The organism is Microbacterium fluvii (genome assembly GCF_025515205.1).
GTDB lineage: Bacteria > Actinomycetota > Actinomycetes > Actinomycetales > Microbacteriaceae > Microbacterium > Microbacterium fluvii.
Window position 1 is genome coordinate 469,224 of the sequence record NZ_JAOPFX010000001.1, and the last position, 17,900, is coordinate 487,123.

17 protein-coding genes are annotated in these 17,900 nt (G+C 71.5%); 4 read left to right on the forward strand and 13 right to left on the reverse strand.

The features are described from left to right. Window positions 1–2: 2 nt before the first annotated feature. The 3 genes from OAW74_RS02090 to OAW74_RS02100 all read left to right on the forward strand — a co-directional run bounded on the left by OAW74_RS02090 (window position 3) and on the right by OAW74_RS02100 (window position 2,904). The gene (locus OAW74_RS02090) at window positions 3–404 is read left to right on the forward strand and encodes a cytidine deaminase (RefSeq protein ID WP_262872676.1); all 402 of its coding nucleotides are present in this window, start codon (window positions 3–5) and stop codon (window positions 402–404) included. After that, window positions 401–1,717, forward strand: a complete 1,317-nt coding sequence (locus tag OAW74_RS02095; RefSeq protein WP_262872677.1) for a thymidine phosphorylase — start codon at window positions 401–403, stop codon at window positions 1,715–1,717. Before OAW74_RS02090 ends, OAW74_RS02095 begins: the two co-directional genes overlap by 4 nt. 71 nt (window positions 1,718–1,788) lie before the next feature. Further along, window positions 1,789–2,904 (forward strand): adenosine deaminase, encoded by a 1,116-nt coding sequence (locus OAW74_RS02100; protein WP_262872678.1) that lies wholly within the window; start codon window positions 1,789–1,791, stop codon window positions 2,902–2,904. A 13-nt stretch (window positions 2,905–2,917) separates the two neighbouring features. On the opposite strand, the gene OAW74_RS02105 is transcribed toward OAW74_RS02100, so the two are convergent. From OAW74_RS02105 to OAW74_RS02150, 10 genes are all read right to left on the reverse strand, one after another. After that, window positions 2,918–3,871 carry an SDR family oxidoreductase gene (locus OAW74_RS02105; protein ID WP_262872679.1) on the reverse strand — a complete coding sequence of 318 codons (954 nt, stop codon included), beginning with the start codon at window positions 3,869–3,871 and terminating at the stop codon, window positions 2,918–2,920. Continuing rightward, window positions 3,868–4,839 carry a bile acid:sodium symporter family protein gene (locus OAW74_RS02110; RefSeq protein WP_262872680.1) on the reverse strand — a complete coding sequence of 324 codons (972 nt, stop codon included), beginning with the start codon at window positions 4,837–4,839 and terminating at the stop codon, window positions 3,868–3,870. Before OAW74_RS02110 ends, OAW74_RS02105 begins: the two co-directional genes overlap by 4 nt. Window positions 4,840–4,843: 4 nt before the next feature. Continuing rightward, window positions 4,844–6,187 (reverse strand): flavin-containing monooxygenase, encoded by a 1,344-nt coding sequence (locus tag OAW74_RS02115; RefSeq protein WP_262872681.1) that lies wholly within the window; start codon window positions 6,185–6,187, stop codon window positions 4,844–4,846. A 62-nt stretch (window positions 6,188–6,249) separates the two neighbouring features. Next, window positions 6,250–7,014 carry an alpha/beta hydrolase gene (locus tag OAW74_RS02120; protein WP_262872682.1) on the reverse strand — a complete coding sequence of 255 codons (765 nt, stop codon included), beginning with the start codon at window positions 7,012–7,014 and terminating at the stop codon, window positions 6,250–6,252. 21 nt (window positions 7,015–7,035) lie between these two features. Further along, window positions 7,036–8,184, reverse strand: a complete 1,149-nt coding sequence (locus tag OAW74_RS02125) for a mannitol-1-phosphate 5-dehydrogenase (RefSeq protein WP_262872683.1) — start codon at window positions 8,182–8,184, stop codon at window positions 7,036–7,038. Next, on the reverse strand, window positions 8,181–8,621 hold the full coding sequence (locus tag OAW74_RS02130; protein WP_262872684.1) for a PTS sugar transporter subunit IIA: 441 nt from the start codon (window positions 8,619–8,621) through the stop codon (window positions 8,181–8,183). The genes OAW74_RS02125 and OAW74_RS02130 overlap by 4 nt, the downstream gene beginning before the upstream one ends. Before the next feature lie 88 nt (window positions 8,622–8,709). Next, window positions 8,710–10,293 carry a PTS mannitol transporter subunit IICB gene (locus tag OAW74_RS02135; RefSeq protein WP_262872685.1) on the reverse strand — a complete coding sequence of 528 codons (1,584 nt, stop codon included), beginning with the start codon at window positions 10,291–10,293 and terminating at the stop codon, window positions 8,710–8,712. Window positions 10,294–10,317: 24 nt separating this feature from the next. Further along, complete coding sequence (gene ptsP, locus OAW74_RS02140; RefSeq protein WP_262872686.1) at window positions 10,318–11,988, reverse strand: phosphoenolpyruvate--protein phosphotransferase; 1,671 nt, start codon at window positions 11,986–11,988, stop codon at window positions 10,318–10,320. A gap of 2 nt (window positions 11,989–11,990) precedes the next feature. Then, window positions 11,991–12,266: an HPr family phosphocarrier protein gene (locus OAW74_RS02145; protein ID WP_262872687.1), complete on the reverse strand. Its 276-nt coding sequence runs from the start codon at window positions 12,264–12,266 to the stop codon at window positions 11,991–11,993. 23 nt (window positions 12,267–12,289) lie between these two features. Next, entirely contained in the window at window positions 12,290–12,631 is a 342-nt protein-coding gene (locus OAW74_RS02150; protein ID WP_262872688.1) for a PTS sugar transporter subunit IIB, read from the reverse strand. Window positions 12,632–12,729: 98 nt separating this feature from the next. Here OAW74_RS02150 and OAW74_RS02155 point away from each other — a divergent pair, with 98 nt between their 5' ends. Next, a complete protein-coding gene (locus tag OAW74_RS02155) occupies window positions 12,730–14,649 on the forward strand; it encodes a BglG family transcription antiterminator (RefSeq protein WP_262872689.1) in 1,920 nt (639 codons plus the stop codon). Between the two features lie 22 nt (window positions 14,650–14,671). Here the strand turns inward: OAW74_RS02155 and OAW74_RS02160 are convergent, their stop codons facing one another. The 3 genes from OAW74_RS02160 to OAW74_RS02170 form a co-directional block, all read right to left on the reverse strand. Next, the gene (locus OAW74_RS02160) at window positions 14,672–15,268 is read right to left on the reverse strand and encodes a GNAT family N-acetyltransferase (RefSeq protein ID WP_262872690.1); all 597 of its coding nucleotides are present in this window, start codon (window positions 15,266–15,268) and stop codon (window positions 14,672–14,674) included. A gap of 122 nt (window positions 15,269–15,390) precedes the next feature. Beyond that, the gene (locus OAW74_RS02165) at window positions 15,391–17,064 is read right to left on the reverse strand and encodes a phospho-sugar mutase (protein WP_262872691.1); all 1,674 of its coding nucleotides are present in this window, start codon (window positions 17,062–17,064) and stop codon (window positions 15,391–15,393) included. Beyond that, window positions 17,064–17,888, reverse strand: coding sequence for a purine-nucleoside phosphorylase (locus tag OAW74_RS02170; RefSeq protein WP_262872692.1), 825 nt, complete (start codon window positions 17,886–17,888; stop codon window positions 17,064–17,066). The genes OAW74_RS02165 and OAW74_RS02170 overlap by 1 nt, the downstream gene beginning before the upstream one ends. Between the last annotated feature and the right edge of the window lie 12 nt (window positions 17,889–17,900).

Sequence of the window (17,900 nt, forward strand, 5' to 3'; positions counted from 1 at the left end):
CGATGACCGACATCGACTGGGACGAGCTGCGCGCCGTCGCCACCGAGGCGATGCAGAAGGCGTATGCCCCGTACTCGCGCTACCGGGTGGGGGCCGCGGCCCTCGTGGCCGACGGGCGCATCGTGTCGGGGTGCAACGTCGAGAACGCGTCGTACGGCGTCGGCCTGTGCGCCGAGTGCGCCCTCGTCGGCGACCTGCACATGACCGGCGGCGGCCAGCTCGTGGCCTTCGTGTGCGTCAACAACGACGGGCAGACCATCATGCCGTGCGGTCGCTGTCGGCAGCTGCTCTACGAGTTCTCGCTGCCGGGGATGCTGCTGGAGACCGTCTCGGGGATCCGCACGATCGACGAGGTGCTCCCAGACGCCTTCGGCCCCCGCGACCTCGAGGAGGCCGCCCGATGACGGGCGTGGAGCCGCCTGCGGTGAGCGGAGTCGAACCGTTCGACGCCGTCGACGTCATCCGCGCGAAGCGCGACGGGGGGGCTGTGCGCGAGCCCGCGCTGCGCTGGATGGTCGACGCGTACACGCGCGGCTACGTGACCGACCCGCAGATGGCGGCGTTCGCGATGGCGGTGCTCCTGAACGGCATGCAGCGCGACGAGATCCGCGTCATGACCGACGCGATGATCGCCTCGGGGGAGCGGATGAGCTTCGCCGGGCTCGGCAAGCCCACCGCCGACAAGCACTCCACCGGCGGCGTCGGCGACAAGATCACCCTGCCGCTCGCACCGCTCGTGGCCGTGTTCGGCGTCGCCGTGCCGCAGCTGTCCGGCCGCGGCCTCGGCCACACCGGCGGCACGCTCGACAAGCTCGAGTCGATCCCGGGCTGGCGTGCGGCCCTGAGCAACGACGAGCTGTTCGCCCAGCTGCGCGACGTGGGCGCCGTGATCTGCGCGGCGGGCTCGGGCCTTGCCCCCGCCGACAAGAAGCTCTATGCCCTGCGCGACGTGACCGGCACGGTCGAGGCCATTCCGCTGATCGCCTCGAGCATCATGTCGAAGAAGATCGCCGAGGGCACCGACTCGCTCGTGCTCGACGTCAAGTTCGGCTCGGGCGCCTTCATGCGCGACATCGACCGCGCCCGCGAGCTTGCCCGCACGATGGTCGCCCTCGGCACCGACTCGGGGGTGAAGACCACCGCGCTGCTGACCGACATGAACACGCCGCTTGGCCTCGCGATCGGCAACGCCAACGAGGTGCGCGAATCGGTCGAGGTGCTCTCAGGCGGCGGCCCCGCCGACGTCGTCGAGCTCACGGTGGCCCTCGCCCGCGAGATGCTCACGATGGCGGGCCAGCCCGATGCCGACGTCGAGAAGGCGCTGGCCGACGGCCGCGCGATGGACGTCTGGCGCCGCATGATCAGAGCCCAAGACGGCGACCCGGATGCCGTGCTGCCGGTGCCGCGCGAGACGCACGTGGTCACGGCATCCGCCGCCGGCGTGATCGCCCGCATGGACGCGCTGCCCTTCGGCGTCGCGGCCTGGCGGCTGGGCGCCGGCCGCGCCCGCGCACAGGATCCGGTGGTGCACGCCGCCGGCATCGACCTGCACGTCAAGCCGGGCGACACGGTGGCCGCCGGCCAGCCGGTGTTCACCCTGTCGGCCGACGACCCCGCCCGCTTCGCGCGTGCCCTCGAGGCGATCGAGGGGGCGTGGGAGATCGGCGACGAAGCGCCGGAGCCCACCGCGATCGTCCGCGAGCGCATCACGGCGTAACCCGGCGTTCAGGCTGATCGAGTAGCGTCGCAGGGGCGCCTCGCACGTCGCGCCACGAAGGAGACACCCACATGCCCATCGACCAGCACGGCGACGCCCTTCTGCAGGGGATCTCGATCCGCAGCCTCCCCAAGGTGTCGCTGCACGATCACCTCGACGGCGGCCTGCGCCCGCAGACGATCATCGAGCTGGCCGACGACATCGACCTCGAGGTGCCCACCGACGACGCCGACGACCTCGCCGACTGGTTCGCCGAGAAGAGCGACTCCGGGTCGCTCGTCGAGTACCTCAAGACCTTCGACCTGTCGACGGCGGTCATGCAGACCGAGGAGGGGCTGCGCCGCGTCGCGCGCGAGTTCGTCGAAGACCTCGCCGCCGACGGCGTGATCTACGGCGAGGTGCGCTGGGCGCCCGAGCAGCACCTGTCGCGCGGGCTCAGCCTCGACGAGGTCGTGGAGGCCGTGCAGCAGGGCATCGAGGAGGGCGAGGACGCGGCCGCCGACCGCGGCGTCGACATCCGCGTGGGTCAGCTCATCACCGCGATGCGCCACACCGACCGGTCGCTGGAGATCGCCGAGCTCGCCGTCGACTGGCGCGACCGCGGCGCCGTGGGGTTCGACATCGCCGGGCCAGAAGACGGGTTCCTCCCGTCGCGTCACCGCGCGGCCTTCGACTACCTCGCCGCCGAGTTCTTCCCCGCGACGGTGCACGCCGGCGAGGCGGCGGGGCTCGACAGCATCCGCTCCGCCCTCATCGACGGCCGCGCCCTGCGGCTCGGCCACGGCGTGCGCATCGCGGAAGACCTCGAGGTCGTCTCGCGCGAGGGCGAGGACGTGTTCGTCGAATTCGGCGACCTGGCCCGCTGGGTGCGCGACCGCGAGATCCCGCTGGAGCTCTCGCCCTCGTCGAACCTGCAGACCGGCGCGATCGCGGCATGGGGCACGACCCTCGTCGACCACCCGTTCGACCTGCTCTACCAGCTGGGCTTCGCCGTCACCGTCAACGTCGACAACCGCACGATGAGCGCCACCTCGCTCACCCGCGAGCTGGCCCTGCTGGCCGAGACGTTCGACTACGACCTCGACGACCTGCAGACCTTCCAGCTCAACGCCGCCGCGGGCGCCTTCCTGCCGGTCGAGGAGCGCGAAGAGCTCATCGAGCTGATCGCGGAGGGCTTCCGCCGCTGACGGATGCCGCAGCTCACCGCCGCGCGACGCCCGGATGGGTCGCGAGGTACTCCTCGAAAGCCTCTGCCGACGTGCGCGTCGGGGTGAAGCCGAACTCGCTCTTGAGCTTCGCGTTGTCGAGCACGGGGCGGTAGCGCAGGAACCCGACCTGCTCCGGTCCGTGCACGGTGAGCCGCAGCGCGCGGCCGACCCGCAGCGCCGCGGCGAGCACACCGGCGGGCACCGTGAGCGTCTTCTTGCCCAGTCGCGCCGCGATCTCGCCGACCGTGAGCCTGCCGTCGCCGGCGACGTTGTAGATGCCGGCGGGGCCGCCGGTGGCGGCCCGCGCCATCGCGGCTGCGACGTCGTCGACCCACACGAACACGAACGGCGAGTCGGAGCCGCGCACCGCGAGGATGCGAGGGCCGTCCCACAGCGCCGTGATCTGGTTGCGCACGGTGGGCCCGAGGATCGTGCCGATGCGGAACACCACCTGCTCGAGCTCAGGGTGCTCGCCTCTGGCCTCCGCGAGCATCTCCTCGACCAGGCGCTTGTGCTTCGAGTAGGGGAACTCGTCGTTGCCCCGCACCGGGTCGCTCTCGCGCAGCCACTCGGGGCTGTCGGGGTGGTAGCCGTACGCCGCGCCCGACGACGACACCACGATGCGCCGCACGCCGGCGTCGAGGCACGCGTCGATCACGTTGCGCGAGCCCTCGACGTCGACGCGGTACTCGAGGTCGTGGTCGCGGCCGGGGCTGACGATGGCCGCCAGGTGCACGACGACGTCGGCCTCGTGCCGGCGCATCAGGTCGGCGAGGCCCGCCGCCCGAGTGACGTCGCCCTCGTCGTAGTCGACGCCCTCGATCGGGTGCTCGGGCGCCCTCACGTCGACCGCCACGACCTTCTCGACCCCGGGGTGGGCCACGAGTGTCGCGGCGACGTGCGAGCCGAGAAAGCCGGCGCCGCCGGTGAGCAGCACGCGCGTCATGAGACCGCCTCGGCAGCATCCGAGGTTCCCACCGTCGCGTGCCGCGACGCGTCGCCGCGCGCAGACCCCGTGCGGCGCCGCGTGTGCCGCGCCCACAGACCCGCGACGATGAGCCCCGCGATGATGTCCCAGATGCCCCACCAGCCGGCGACGATGGCCATGCCGCCGAGCCCGCCGAAGAACGTGAAGACGAGGCCGAGGCCCAGCCCCGCATTGCGGATGCCGACCTCGAAGGTCATCGCCTTGCGCTCGCGGGTACCCAGGCCCCCGACGACGGCGGTGCCGTAGCCGATCGCCAGCGCGACGGCGTCGTGGATCGTCACGACCAGCACGATGATGCCGAACACGGTCACGAAGTGCGCCCAGTTGCCGGCGAGGGCGGCCACGATGAAGCCGACCAGCGCCAGCAGAGAGAACCATTTGACGAACGGCTGCACCTTCGCCGCGACGGCGGGGAGCTTCGCGCGGATCAGCAGCCCCGCGAAGAACGGCAGGCCGATGATCAGCAGGATCTCGAGCAGCATCTGCCAGCCGTTGAGCGACACGGCCTGCAGGAGGGCGCGGGTGTCGTCGCGCAGCGACCCCCAGAAGGCGATCGCGAACGGCATCGTGAAGATGTAGATGAGGTTTCCCACTGCCGTCATCGACACCGACAGCGCCACGTTGCCGCCGGAGCGGTGCGTGAGCACCTGCGAGATGTTGCCGGGCGGGCAGCACGCCACGAGGATCATGCCGAGCGCCATCGACGGCGGGATCGGCAGCACGAGGGTCAGCGCCGTGGTGACCGCCGGCAGCACGAGCAGCTGCGCGAGGATCGCGATGACGAACGGCTTGGGCTTGCGCAGCACGACCTTGAAGTCGTCGGGCGACGTGTCGAGCGCGATCCCCAGCATGATCAGGCCCAGCACGACGTTGAGGATCACGAGCGTGCCCGGCGTGAAGTTGAGGACGACGGCGTCCGGGTTCATGGGGTCACTTCTTCCTGGGGGAGCGGATGCTGCGTGCGCCGGCACCGGCCAGGCTCGAGGCGGCCTCCCTGACGGCGCGGCGGTAGGCGTCTTTGTTCACGTAGTACGACATGCGCGCGAGCCCCAGGTACCGGTAGCCGCCGGTGAGATCGGGCCACGGGGAGCCGGTGACCCGCGCGCGGAACGCGGCGGCCGCGTCGGGGTCGTCCCGCACGGCCGCGAGGTAGCCCGCGATCAGCTCGGCCTGCTCGTAGCGCCCCTGCCAGCCGATGCCGGAGGCCTCGATCATGCCCATGACGTAGAGCCCGTTGAACGACGGCGGGAAGACGTTGAGGAACAGCCGCGGGGCCGCCCCCGTCCAGTTGAGCTCCGCGCGGTCGACGAACGGGTAGTCGAGGGTGTAGCCGGTGGCCAGCAGCACGGTGTCGTACTCGGCGCTCGATCCGTCACGGAAGTGCACGGTGCGCCCGTCGAACCGGTCGATGTCCGGCACGATCCGCAGGTCGCCCTGGCCCAGGTGATTCAGGATCAGGGTGTTGACGATCGGGTGCGACTCGTAGATGCGGTAGTCGGGCCGGGGGAAGCCGAAGCGCACCGGGTCGCCCGTGAAGGCCCGCAGCACCCGCGTGTCGACGAACTGCTTGATCCGCGCCGGCAGCGGACGACCCTGATTGAGGGTGTCGGACGGCCGGCCGAAGAGGTACCGCGGCACGAAGTAGTAGCCCCGTCGCACGCTCATGTCGACGGAGGCGGCGTGGTGCACGGCGTCGACGGCGATGTCGCAGCCCGAGTTGCCGGCGCCGATGATGAGCACCCGCTTGCCGCTCAGCTGCGTCGCGGTCTTGTAGGCCGAGGTGTGCAGCAGCTCGCCGGTGAACTCGCCGGGGAAGTCGGGCACGAAGGGCTCGGCGAGGGTGCCGTTGGCGAGGATCACCCCGTCGTAGCGCTCCGAGACCGGCTCCCCGGTCCCTGAGCCTGTCGAAGGGGCGGCGTGCAGCATCCATCCGCCGTCGTCGGTGCGCTCCAGGCGCGTGACCTTCGTCTCGAAGCGGAAGGATGCGGTGAGCCCGAAGTGGTCGGCGTAGTCGCGGAAGTAGCCGATCAGCTCGCGGTGGCTCGGGTAGTCGGCCGTGGAGCGCATCGGGAACTCGGCGAACTCGGTGGTCGTGCGCGACGAGATGAGGTGGGCCGACTCGTACATCGTCGAGCGGGGGTTCTCGATGTCCCACAGCCCGCCGACGCCGCGTGAGGCCTCGTAGCCGTCGAACGCGATGCCCGCCTTCTGCAGGGCGCGGGCCGCTGCCAGGCCGGACGGCCCGGCGCCGATGACGGCGTAGCGCTGCGGCATGTCGTGACTCTCCCTCGGGTCGGCAACCTCTCGATGGTAGTCGCTGCGAGGGCGTGCTCCCGTCACGGGGTCTGTGGGGCGATCTCGCCGATCCAGGAGCCGACCGTCTGGGTGATCTGGTCGGTCATCTCCTCGTCGGAGATCGTGGGGGTGCCGTCGCCGGCCTGCAGCCCGTAATCGCCGAACGACGAGTGGCTCGCCCCGGGGATCTCGACCATCCACGCGTCGGCCGGCAGCAGGTGGCGGGCGTCGTCGATCTTGGCGGGGGTCGACAGCCCGTCTTCGCTGCCCGAGAGGCTGAGCGTCGGCAGGTCGCTGCCCGAGACGTCGGCGGAGCAGTACGAGGCGAACAGGGCGAGCGCGTCGGCGTCGCCGGCCAGCATGCACGCCCGCACGCCGCCGAGCGAGTGGCCGCCCACCGCCCACGCGTCGATGTCGGGGGCGAGCCCCGTGAAGGCGTCGAGCGGCCGCAGGTCGAAGAACGCGAGGTTCAGCCAGGGCCTGGTGATGACCACCGTGACGCCTGCGTCCTCGACGAGGCCCGACAGCTTCGACGCGTACGCCCACGGGTCGACCTTGGCGCCGGGGATGAACACCAGGCCGACGGTGGAGGCGCCGTCTGCGGGCGCGAGCACGATGCCCGCCGCGTCGTCGGTGATCTCGATCGCGTCGTCGGCCTTCACGGCCGCGAGCGGCTCTGCCTCGGCGGCCATCACGCCGACCTGGCTCCAGATCACGATGCCGACGACCGCGGCGACGATCACGCCGCCGATGATCCCGAGCGTCCAGCGCAGCCAGCGGCGCCTCGGCCGCGTCTTCTTCGTCACGCCGACGAGTCTAGGCGGGCCTCACAGCGCCGACTGGCGCGCCGCGACGGCCGCCTCGACGCGCGCGAAGAGCGGATGCTGCGACTCGAGCCCTGTCACCTCGGCGGTCAGCGTCGCGGCGTCCTTCTCGCGCAGCATCCGCTGCAGGTCGACCGACTGCGGGTCCTCGGGGTCGTCGAAGGCGAGCGCCGCGCCCATCGCGGCGACGAGCGCGTCGACGCCGAGATCCCGCTCGGCGGCCTCGGCCGCGGGTCCCACGAACCGCTCGTGCCGCGAGAGCTTGCGCAGCGGCTGACGGCCCACCCGCCAGACGGTGTCGGGAAGGGCGGGGTTGCGGAAGCGCTCCAGGATCGTCGCGCGGTAGGCGGCGAGGTCGGCCGGGTCGAGTCCGTGCTTGGCGGCCAGCAGCGCCGAGGTCTCTTCGAGGGCGGCGGCCACCTTCTCGGCGATCGCGTCATCGGCGAGGGCGTCGCTGATGCGCTCGATGCCGGCCTGGGCCCCGAAGTAGGCCGTGGTCGCGTGCCCGGTGTTGACGGTGAAGAGCTTGCGCTCGATGTAGGGCGCCAGATCGTCGACGAAGTGCGCGCCGGGGATCGTCGGCGGGTCGTCGCCGAACGGCGGCCGCTCGATCGCCCACTCGAAGAAGGGCTCGACGGTCACATCGACGCCCCCGCCCTCCGGCTGGGCCGGCACGATGCGGTCGACCGCCGTGTTGGCGAAGACGGCCCTGGCACTGAGGGCATCCCACGCCTCGCCGGCCTGGGCCATGATCTCGTCTCGGAGCAGGTCGGTGGCGTTGATGGCGTTCTCGCATGCCATCACCTGCAGCGGGGGAGCGGAGGGGTCGCGCAGCACGAGGGCGGCGAGGATGTGCGGGGCGACGATCTTCAGGATCGTCGGGCCGACCGCCGTGGTGACCACATTGGCCGAAGCGATCTCGTCGACGACGGCCTCGGCATCCGTCTGGCTGTTGATGGCGCGAAAGCCCGTGACGACCCGGTCGCGGCCGCCCGCACCCACTTCGTGCACGGTGTAGCTGTCGACGGCGTTGATGGCGTCGACGAGGGGCGCGGCGACGTCGGAGAAGACGAGGTCGTACCCGCCCTCGTGCAGCAGCAGGCCGACGAAGCCTCGGCCGATGTTGCCCGCACCGAAGTGCACGGCCTTCATGACACGCCGGCCTGCGAGATGAGGCTGAACAGCTCTTCGGGCGAGGTCGCCTGCTTCAGACGCTCGACGTTGTCGGTCTCGGAGAACAGGATCGCGATCTGCGAGAGGATCTCGAGGTGCTCGTCGCCCTTGCCGGCGATGCCGATGACGAAGGTCACCGGTTCGCCGTCCCAGTCGACGCCGCCGTCGTACCGGACGACCGACAGCGCCGAGTCGAGGATCGTGTTCTTGGTCTCGTTGGTGCCGTGCGGGATCGCCAGTTCATTGCCCATGTAGGTCGACACCGTGGCCTCGCGCTGCTGCATGGCGTCGAAGTAGCCGCTCGTGACGGCGCCGGCCGCCTCGAGGATGTCGGCGGCCTCCCGCAGTGCATCCACCTTCTCGACGCTGCCGGGGTGGATGCGCACCTGGCCGATGCTGAGAACCTCGCGTGACATGGGGACTGCCTTCCTCGTTGCGGTGGGGGAGAAGCGCTCCGGGGCCGGGGGATCGGTCGCCGCCCAGCCCCGGAGCGGTCGGATGCGGCTACGCGCCGCCGTCGTGCTGGCCGCGCACGAGATCGACGACTTCGTCGTAGCGCGGCGAGTTCATGAAGTTGTCGACCGAGACGTGCACGGCGTCGGGCGTGCGCTGCCTGGCCCGCTCAGTGAGCTGGTTCTGCGTGATGACCAGATCGGCCGAGCCGTCGAGGTTGGCGATCGCCTTGTTGACGACGGTGACCCCTTCGATACCGGCCTGCTTGATCTTGTTGCGCAGCACGCTCGCGCCCATGGCCGACGAGCCCATGCCCGCGTCGCACGCGAACACGATGCTCTTGATCTCGTGGGTCGTGGCCACCGACGGCCCTGCTTCGCCTCCGGCCTGCGTGGCGGCACCGCCGCGCATGCCCTCCAGCACCGAGGATCCCTTGCCCTTGGCGGCCTCGGTCTGTGTGATGGCGGCGCCGAACGCATCGTCGGTGGAGGCCATCGCGGCGAGGTCGCGCTTGCGCGAGGCCCGCAGGATGACCGCCGAGACCAAGAAGGTGACCGCCGCCGACAGCAGCACCGACAGCCACACCACCATGAGATTCGGCACCCCGCCCGCGGCCGGATTGATCGCCTGGCCGGTGACGGCGATGATGCTGCCAGGGGCAGCCGGAGCCGCCAGCGATCCTCCGAACAGCATGTTCGTCGTGACGCCGGTCGCACCGCCCGCGATGAGGGCGAGGATCAGCATCGGCTTCATGAGGGCGTACGGGAAGTACACCTCGTGGATCCCGCCCACGAACTGGATCAGCGCGGCGCCGGGGGCCGAGGCGCGGGCCGCGCCGATGCCGAAGAACGTGAAGGCGAGCAGCAGGCCGACACCGGGGCCGGGGTTGGCCTCGAGCAGGAACAGGATCGACGAGCCCTCGTCGGCGGCCTGCTGGAGGCCGAGCGGGGTCAGCACGCCGTGGTTGATGGCGTTGTTGAGGAAGAACACCTTCGCCGGCTCGATGACGATGCTCGTCAGCGGCAGCAGGTTCATCGACACCAGCCAGTTCACGGCGGTGCTGAGGATGTCCATGATGCTGTTGACCAGCCAGGCGATCGGGTAGAAGCCCACGATCATCATCACGAAGCCCCAGATGCCGGCCGAGAACATGTTGACGAGCATCTCGAAGCCCGCCTTGATCTTGCCCTCCCACAGCGAGTCGAGCCACCTCATCGAGTAGGCGCACAGCGGGGCCATGATCATCGCGCCGATGAACATGTGCACCTCACCGAGCGTCGACGCGTTCGGGTCGGCGGCCAGCAGCTGCTCGTTGAACTGCGCGACGAGGTAATCCGATCCCGCGATCGCACCGAACGTGCCGATCGAGGCCACCACGCCGCCGCGCACTCCGTAGACGATCGAGCCGCCCGTGTAGGCGATGAGGAGGGGCAGCAGGTAGTGGATGAACGGACCGACGATCGTCGCCAGCGCGGGCACCGGAGTGAAGCCCACCTCGATGAAGAACATCGTCACGATGCCCCACGCGATCAGCGCGGGGATGTTCGGCATGATCATGCCGGAAAGGAACGTGCCGAAGCGCTGAACGCCGACCCGAGCCCTTCCCGCCGTGGTGGGTGTAGACGCCGTTGTCATTGCTGTCCCTCCTTCTGCGGGTTCTCAGCCCGCGTTCGTGTCGCGGGCGGCGGCATCGCGTGCCGCCTCTCGCGCTGATGCCGCATCCGCGGCGTCGAGCGCTGCCGCGGCGATGCGCTTCGCATCGTCGAGGGTGTGCTCGAGAAGTGAAGCCCGCACGTCGGCGAGCGCGGTCGGGGCCATCGACAGGCTCGTGGCGCCGAGACCCACCAGCACGACCGCCAGCAGCGGGTCGGCCGCAGCCTCACCGCAGATGCCGACGGGCTTGCCGTTGGCCCTGCCGCCCTCGCCGGTGGCCTGGATCAGGCGCAGCACCGCGGGGTGCCACGGGTCCTGGTAGCTCGACACCGAGCCGAGCAGTCGGTCGGCGGCCATCGTGTACTGGGTGAGGTCGTTGGTGCCGATCGAGGCGAAGTCGGCGACGGCCAGCACACGGTCGGCCAGCAGGGCCGCGGCGGGAACCTCGACCATGACGCCCGCCGTCTTCACTCCGTACTCGCGGGCGAGCTCCGTGAAGTACTCGGCCTCTTCGACGGTGGCCACCATCGGCGCCATCACCCACAGGTCGGCCTCGGTCGCAGCATCCGCTTCGGCGAGCGCCGTGAGCTGCTCGCGCAGGATGTCTTCGCTTGCCCGCAGCGACCGGATGCCTCGCAGGCCCAGCGCGGGGTTCTCTTCGTGGGCGTCGTTGAGGAAGGCCAGCGGCTTGTCGGCGCCGGCGTCGAGCACGCGCACGACCACCTTCTTGCCGGGGAAGGCGGCCAGCAGCTTCGTGTACGACTCCTTCTGCTGCGCCACCGTCGGCGCGTGGGTCGAGCTCAGGAAGAGGAACTCGGTGCGGAACAGCCCCACCCCCTCTGCGCCCAGCGCGGCGGCCTCCTCGGCGCCCTCGGGCTTTCCGAGGTTGGCCAGCAGCGGCACGGCCGTGCCGTCTTTGAGCGCACCGGGGGTCAGCGGGGCCGATGCCGCCGCCGCGCGCGCGTCGGCCCGGTTCTGCGCCTGCGCCAGCTCGTCGGCGGTCGGGTTCGTGGTCACGACGCCCTTGGCTGCGTCGACGATGACGGTCTCGCCGTCGGCGAGGTCCTTCGCGGCGGCGGCGCCGACCACCGCCACGATCGACTTCTCGCGGGCGAGGATCGCGGTGTGCGACGTGGGCCCGCCGTCGCTGGTGACCAGGGCCAGCACCTGATCGAGGTCGAGCAGCGCCGTGTCGGCGGGGGCGAGGTCTTTCGCGACGAGCACGAACGGGTGGCCGGGGTCGGGCACGCCGGGGGCGGGCACACCCCGCAGGTGGGCGATGACGCGCTGGGCGACGTCGTCGAGGTCGGCGGCGCGCTCGCCGAGGTAGCCGCCCATGGCGGTGAGCTGGTCGCGGAACCACGCGAAGGCGTCGGCCACGGCCCACTCGCCGGTCCTGCCCTGCTTCACCCGGTTGTCGACCTCCATCGCCAGCGACGGGTCTTCTGCCATCATCGCCTGCGCCTCGAGCACATCGCGGGCCTTGCCGCCCGCCTGCGCTCCGCGCTGCTCGAGCTCGCGCGCGACGGCGGCGACCGCCTCGTGCACGCGGGCCAGCTCCTCGTCGGCGCCGATCGTGCTGGGCGCGTCACTGGGGGCCGGCAGCGGCTCCGCCATGCGTGCGACGGGTCCCTGCGCGACGCCCAGGCCGATTCCCACTCCTCGCAACTCGGTCATCATCACTCCGCATCGTGGTCGGTCGACAGCAGTTCGCTGAGGGTGTCCAGGGTCGCCTCTGCCGTCTCGCCATCGGCCGTGAGCGTCACATAGTCGCCCTGCTCGATGCCCAGGGCGATGACGCCGAGAATGCTCGCGGCGTTGACGGGGGCACCCGCATCCTTCGCGATCGTCACCGGGATGCCGGAGTCCTTCGCCGCCTGGGCGAACAGCTTCGCGGGGCGCGCGTGCAGCCCATGCGCCGATCCGATGCGGACGGTGCGGGATTGAGTCGCCATGAGGGGTCCTTTCCAGTCACATGTCAGGTCGCGTTGCCCGCGGTCGGAACTGTCCCCCCGGAGGTTCCGACCGCGCCGAGGACGAGTGCGAGCGTCCGCGTGCCGTCGATGTCGTTGAACACGTCATCGGGCAGCAGCACGACGGTGGTGCCGCGTGCCGCGGCGTGGCGCTCGATGCGATCGAGCGCGTGGGCGAGGTGCGGGCCGACCAGCACGACATCGGCGGCGTCGAGATCGATCGGAAGCGACTGCTCGGTGCCGGCGAAGGCCGTGTAGTCCAGACCCCGGTCATGCGCGGCGTGCCGCACGCGCTGTGCGACGAAGGTGCTGGACGCGCCTGCACCGCAGATCACCAGGATCCTCATCGACCTGCCTCCTCGGCCCCATTCTTGTGACCGTGGCAGGCGGAGGCAACCATCCGTGCTTCCGCGGGGGCGGAAGCCATCCGTGGTTGACTGGCCGAGTGACCCGCGCGCGCCAGGACCGCCTGCTCGGCCTGCTTCTGCGCGAGCCCGAGTGGGCGACGGCGGCCGTGCTCGCCGATGCTCTCGGAGTGACTCCGCGCAGCATCCGCTCGTATGTCACGGCCGTCAACGCGCGCGTGCCGTCGGGCGGGGCCGTCGAGTCGGGTCCGCAGGGCTACCGTGCGGGAGCGGATGCGGCTGCCGCCCTGCGCGCCTCGTCCGAGGCCGGCACGCCCCGCGACCGCCTGCACACCCTCGTGCGGACGCTCCTGGCCGCCCCGGACGGCATCGACGTGTTCGAGACGGCCGATCGCCTGCACGTGAGCCCCGCGACCCTCGACGCCGATCTCGCGCGGGTACGGGGACTGCTCGGCGGCACCGAGCTGACCCTCGAGCGCTCCGCCGCCCGCGCCAGGCTGCGCGGCACCGAGGTCGCCCAGCGGCGCCTGCTGTCGCGCCTCGCGCACGACGAGATGGATGCCGGCTCGTTCGACCTCGCGGCCCTCCGGCGGACCCTCGGCGCCCAGTCGGTCGGCGCGCAGGCGTTCGGTCCCTTCAAGACCGACCTGGTCGCCGAGCTCGGCGGGCTCGGCTACTTCGTCAACGAGGTGGGCATCGGCGATGTCGTCATGCACATCGCGATCGCCGCCGACCGCGTCGTCCAGCACAGAGATCTGCCGCCCGACGACCGCGTCGACGGCGATCCCGCCCGCCGCGCGGTCGCCGGCATCCTGGGCGAGCTCACCGAACGCCACCTCGGCGTGCGGCTGGGCGGCGGCGACCGCGAGCACCTCGCGACGCTCGTGCTCACCCGTGTCGTCGCCCCCGGCACCGGTGCTCCGCGGGGCACGGCGGGCCTGGACCCCGAGGTCGAAGAGGCCGTGCGGGCCGTCGTCGACGAGGCGGCGGCGGAGTTCCTCGTCGACATCGCGCACGAGGACTTCATCGAGCGCTTCGCGCTGCACGTGCAGAACCTGCGCGCGAGGGCCCGCGAGCAGACATGGTCGCGCAACCCGCTCACGCGGTCGCTCAAAGCGTCGTATCCGATGATCTTCGAGGTCGCCGTGTTCATCGCGAGCGGCCTGCAGGAGCGGCTGGGCATCCCGCTGCTCGACGACGAGATCGCCTACATCGCGATGCATGTCGGCGGGCGGCTGGAGCGCAGCCGGCGCGCCGACGGGCTGCTGACGGCGACCATCGTGTGCCCCGGATACTACGAGCTGCACGAGCTGCTGCGCTCGAGTGTCGACCGCTCGCTCGGGCAGGCGATCGAGGTCGTCGGGGTCGACACCCGGATCGACCCCGAGTGGGCGGCGATCGACAGCGACCTCGTGCTGACCACGATCGATCCGCCGTCGCCGGGTGATCGGTTCGTGCGTATCCAGCCGTTCCTCACCGACGGCGACATCGAACGCGTGCAGGCGGCCGCCTCCCGGGTGCGCAGGGCGCGGCGGCTCGCGCGCCTGCGCGCAGAGCTCGAGCGCTACTTCTCGCCCGACGCGTTCCTGCACGGCGGCAGCGCCGACGCCGACGAAGAGGCGGTGATCCGCAGCCTCGGCTCGCTCCTGGTGGCGCAGGGCGTCATCGACCAGGACTACGTCGAGCGCACGATCCAGCGCGAGCAGCTCTCATCGACCGCCTTCACCGATGCCCTCGCCGTCCCGCACGCGCTCGGCATGACCGCCACCCGCACTTCGATCGCGATCGGCATCGCCGACCCCTCGATCCCGTGGGGCGACGGGCGCGTGCAGGTCGTGGCGATGGTCGCCTTCTCCGAGAGCGACCGCGAGGCGTTCCAGACCGTGTTCGAGCAGTTCGTCGAGGTCTTCAGCGAGCGCGAGAGCGTGCAGCGCATCGTCCGCCGCGCGACGGACTTCCCCGGGTTCCTCGACGAGCTCGTCGCCGTCATCGACGGCTGACCCGGCGCGCGGTCGGGGCGGGTCAGGCGGAGGCCTGGTGCCGGGCGAGGCGGGCGTCCAGGCCCATCCGCACGGCCGGCCACTCGTGCGGGAGGATCGAGTACACCACCGTGTCGCGCAGAGAGTCGCCAGGGCCGAGGCGGTGGTTGCGCAGCACGCCGTCCTGCTTCGCGCCCAGACGCTCGATCGCGGCCCGCGACTGCCGGTTGTGGAAGTGCGTCAGCAGCACCACGGCGATCGCGTCGCACTCGTCGAAGGCGTGACCCAGCAGCATCCGCTTCATCGCCGGGTTGACGGCCGTGCCCTGCGCCGTCGGCGAGATCCAGGTGTAGCCGATCTCGACGTGCCGGTTGGGCTGGTCGATGTTGCAGAACGAGGTCATGCCGACCACGCGCCCCGTGTCGAGACGGCGCACCGCGAAGGGGTTCATCATGCCCGTGTCGCGCAGGGCGAACCGGCGCGCGATCTCGTCGCCGACCTCGTCGGGGCGCGGCACCGAGGTGTACCAGGCATGCTCGAGCCCGACGGCGGCCTCGGCGAGTTCGGCCTCGTGCTCGGCCGCCAGCGGCTCGAGCCGCACGAACGCATTCTGCAGGGTGACCGGGGTCGAGAAGTCCACGCCCCGAGCCTACGGCCCTCAGCCCTCAGCCCTCAGCCCTCGAGACTGCAACGGGCCGACGAGACAGCGGGCCGCACCCGCAGCCTCGTCCGGCAGATGCAGTCTCGCGAGGAGGGGCGGGGTCAGAGCGCGTCGAGCAGGGCGCGCGTGCCGGCGGCCAGGGCCGCGGCGCGGGCGTCGGCGTCGTCGGCCGAGTCGCCGCGCACGTCGAGATACAGCTTGAGCTTGGGCTCGGTGCCGCTCGGCCGCACGATCAGCCGAGACCCGCCCTCGAGCCAGAACCTCAGCACATCGCCCGAGGGCTCGCCCTCGGGGGCCTCGGCGAGGTCTTCGACGCGCTCCACGGCGATGCCGCCGACCTCCGACGGATGCTGCGCCCGCAGCGCCGCCATGATGCGGCCGATCTGCGAGAGGTCGTCCACCCTCACCGAGACCTGGTCGCTCGCGAACCACCCGAACGTGTCGCCGAATTCGGCGAGCAGGTCGGCGACCGAGCCGCCGCGCCCACGGGCCTCGGCGATCAGCCCCAGCATCGCGATCGCGGCCGAGATGCCGTCCTTGTCTCGGACGGTGTCGGGGTTGACGAGGTAGCCGAGGGCCTCCTCGAAGCCGAACACGAGCCCGGGGGCGCGTGAGATCCACTTGAAGCCGGTCAGCGTCGTGTGGAAGTCGAGGCCGAAGTGCTCGGCCACCGCTCCGAGCCCGGGCGAGGAGACCAGGGAGCACGCGAGGCTGCGCCCCGACACATCGCCCTCCGCCGCGGCCAGCCGCGCCGCCCGCCAGCCCAGCAGCAGGCCGATCTGGTTGCCGGTGAGGCGGCGCCAGCCGCCCTCGGCCCCGCCGTCGGGGATCGCGACGGCGAGCCGGTCGGCATCCGGGTCGTTCGCGATGATGAACTCGGCACCCGCCTCCCGCGCCGCCTCGAAGGCGAGGTCCATCGCCCCCGGCTCCTCGGGGTTGGGGAAGGCGACCGTCGGAAACGCCCCGTCGGGCTCGAGCTGGGCGGCCACGGGCACCGGTCGGGGGTAGCCGGCGGCATCCAGGATCCGCGCGAACGTCTCCCAGCCCACGCCGTGCATCGCCGTGTACACCCAGGTGGTGTCCGCCGCGGACTCCGGCGCGGGCGCGACGGCCGCGGTCGCCTCGACGTAGGCCTCGACCAGCGACTCCGGCGCGATCTCGTACCCGACCGAGCGGGCCAGGCGCGCGACATCGCCCTCGTCGGCGACGCGCTGGATGTGCGCGGCGATCTCGGCGTCGGCCGGCGGCACGATCTGCGAGCCTTCATCGGCGCCGCCGAGGTACACCTTGTAGCCGTTGTCGTCGGGCGGATTGTGGCTGGCGGTCACCATGACGCCGGCCGCGGCGTCGAGGTGGCGCACCGCGAAGGCCAGCACGGGCGTGGGCAGGAGGCGCGGCAGCAGCACGGCGCGAAGCCCTGCGCCGGCGAAGATCTCGGCCGAGTCGCGCGCGAACACGTCGGAGTTGCGCCGCCCGTCGTACCCCACGACCACGGTCGGCGCGTCGCCGGGCGCGGCCTTCTCGACGAGGTAGGCGGCCAGGCCAGCCGCCGCCTGGGCGACCAGCACGCGGTTCATGCGGTTGCTGCCCGCCCCGAGCCTGCCTCGGAGCCCCGCCGTGCCGAAGGCGAGGCGCGTCGAGAAGCGGTCGTCGAGGTCGGCGATGGCCGCCGCATCCCCCTCCTGCGCCGCCTCGAGCACCGCCTGCAGCTCCTCGCGGGTGACCGGGTCTGGGTCCTGCGCGAGCCAGGCGGATGCTGCGGCCACGGCGTCCATCAGAGTGCCCCGATCACCCTGGCGAGCAGATCCGAGATCACCGGCTCGGCCTCGCGGCCGGCGTCGATGACCTCCTGATGGCTCAGCGGAGTCGTCTGGATGCCGGCGGCCATGTTCGTGATGAGCGAGAAGCCGAGCACCTCCATTCCGGCCTGGCGCGCGGCGATGGCTTCGAGGGCGGTCGACATGCCGACGATGTGGCCGCCGATGGTCTTGGCCATGCGCACCTCGGCCGGCGTCTCGTACTGCGGACCGGTGAACTGGCAGTACACGCCCTCATCGAGCGACGGGTCGATCGAGCGGGCGAGGTCGCGCAGGCGCAGCGCGTAGAGGTCGGTGAGGTCGACGAAGGTGGCGCCCTCGAGCGGCGTCGAGCCGGTGAGGTTGATGTGATCGCTGATCAGCACCGGGGTGCCCGGCTTCCAGGTCGGCTTGATGCCGCCGGCGCCGTTGGTGAGCACCATCGTGCGGGCTCCCGTCGCCGCGGCCGTGCGCACGCTGTGCACGACGCGGCGGGGTCCGTGGCCCTCGTAGAAGTGCGTGCGTGCGCCGATGACGAGCACCCGCCTGCCCCGAGGGGTGACGACGCTGCGGAGCGTCCCGACGTGGCCTTCGAGGGCCGGCTTGCTGAAGCCGGTGACCTCGGTCGCCGGGATCGTGGCCGTGGTCTCGCCGACGAGCTCGGCCGCCTTGCCCCAGCCGCTGCCGAGCGTCAGGGCGATGTCGTGACGGTCCACGCCGGTGAGGCGGGCGATGTCGTCGGCGGCCTGCGCGGCGACCTCGAACGGGTCGGCGTCTGTGGAGTCGAGTGGGTTGTGGGACATGCCCCCACTCTA

Bases quoted from the DNA above. Each gene is read 5' to 3' on its own strand.
- OAW74_RS02110 (WP_262872680.1), bottom strand. From the start codon at position 4,839: ATGAACCCGGACGCCGTCGTCCTCAACTTCACGCCGGGCACGCTCGTG.
- OAW74_RS02130 (WP_262872684.1), bottom strand. From the start codon at position 8,621: ATGTCACGCGAGGTTCTCAGCATCGGCCAGGTGCGCATCCACCCCGGC.
- OAW74_RS02090 (WP_262872676.1), top strand. From the start codon at position 3: ATGACCGACATCGACTGGGACGAGCTGCGCGCCGTCGCCACCGAGGCG.
- OAW74_RS02095 (WP_262872677.1), top strand. From the start codon at position 401: ATGACGGGCGTGGAGCCGCCTGCGGTGAGCGGAGTCGAACCGTTCGAC.
- OAW74_RS02115 (WP_262872681.1), bottom strand. From the start codon at position 6,187: ATGCCGCAGCGCTACGCCGTCATCGGCGCCGGGCCGTCCGGCCTGGCA.
- OAW74_RS02170 (WP_262872692.1), bottom strand. From the start codon at position 17,888: ATGTCCCACAACCCACTCGACTCCACAGACGCCGACCCGTTCGAGGTC.
- OAW74_RS02100 (WP_262872678.1), top strand. From the start codon at position 1,789: ATGCCCATCGACCAGCACGGCGACGCCCTTCTGCAGGGGATCTCGATC.
- OAW74_RS02165 (WP_262872691.1), bottom strand. From the start codon at position 17,064: ATGGACGCCGTGGCCGCAGCATCCGCCTGGCTCGCGCAGGACCCAGAC.
- OAW74_RS02150 (WP_262872688.1), bottom strand. From the start codon at position 12,631: ATGAGGATCCTGGTGATCTGCGGTGCAGGCGCGTCCAGCACCTTCGTC.
- OAW74_RS02145 (WP_262872687.1), bottom strand. From the start codon at position 12,266: ATGGCGACTCAATCCCGCACCGTCCGCATCGGATCGGCGCATGGGCTG.
- OAW74_RS02105 (WP_262872679.1), bottom strand. From the start codon at position 3,871: ATGACGCGCGTGCTGCTCACCGGCGGCGCCGGCTTTCTCGGCTCGCAC.
- OAW74_RS02125 (WP_262872683.1), bottom strand. From the start codon at position 8,184: ATGAAGGCCGTGCACTTCGGTGCGGGCAACATCGGCCGAGGCTTCGTC.
- ptsP (WP_262872686.1), bottom strand. From the start codon at position 11,988: ATGACCGAGTTGCGAGGAGTGGGAATCGGCCTGGGCGTCGCGCAGGGA.
- OAW74_RS02135 (WP_262872685.1), bottom strand. From the start codon at position 10,293: ATGACAACGGCGTCTACACCCACCACGGCGGGAAGGGCTCGGGTCGGC.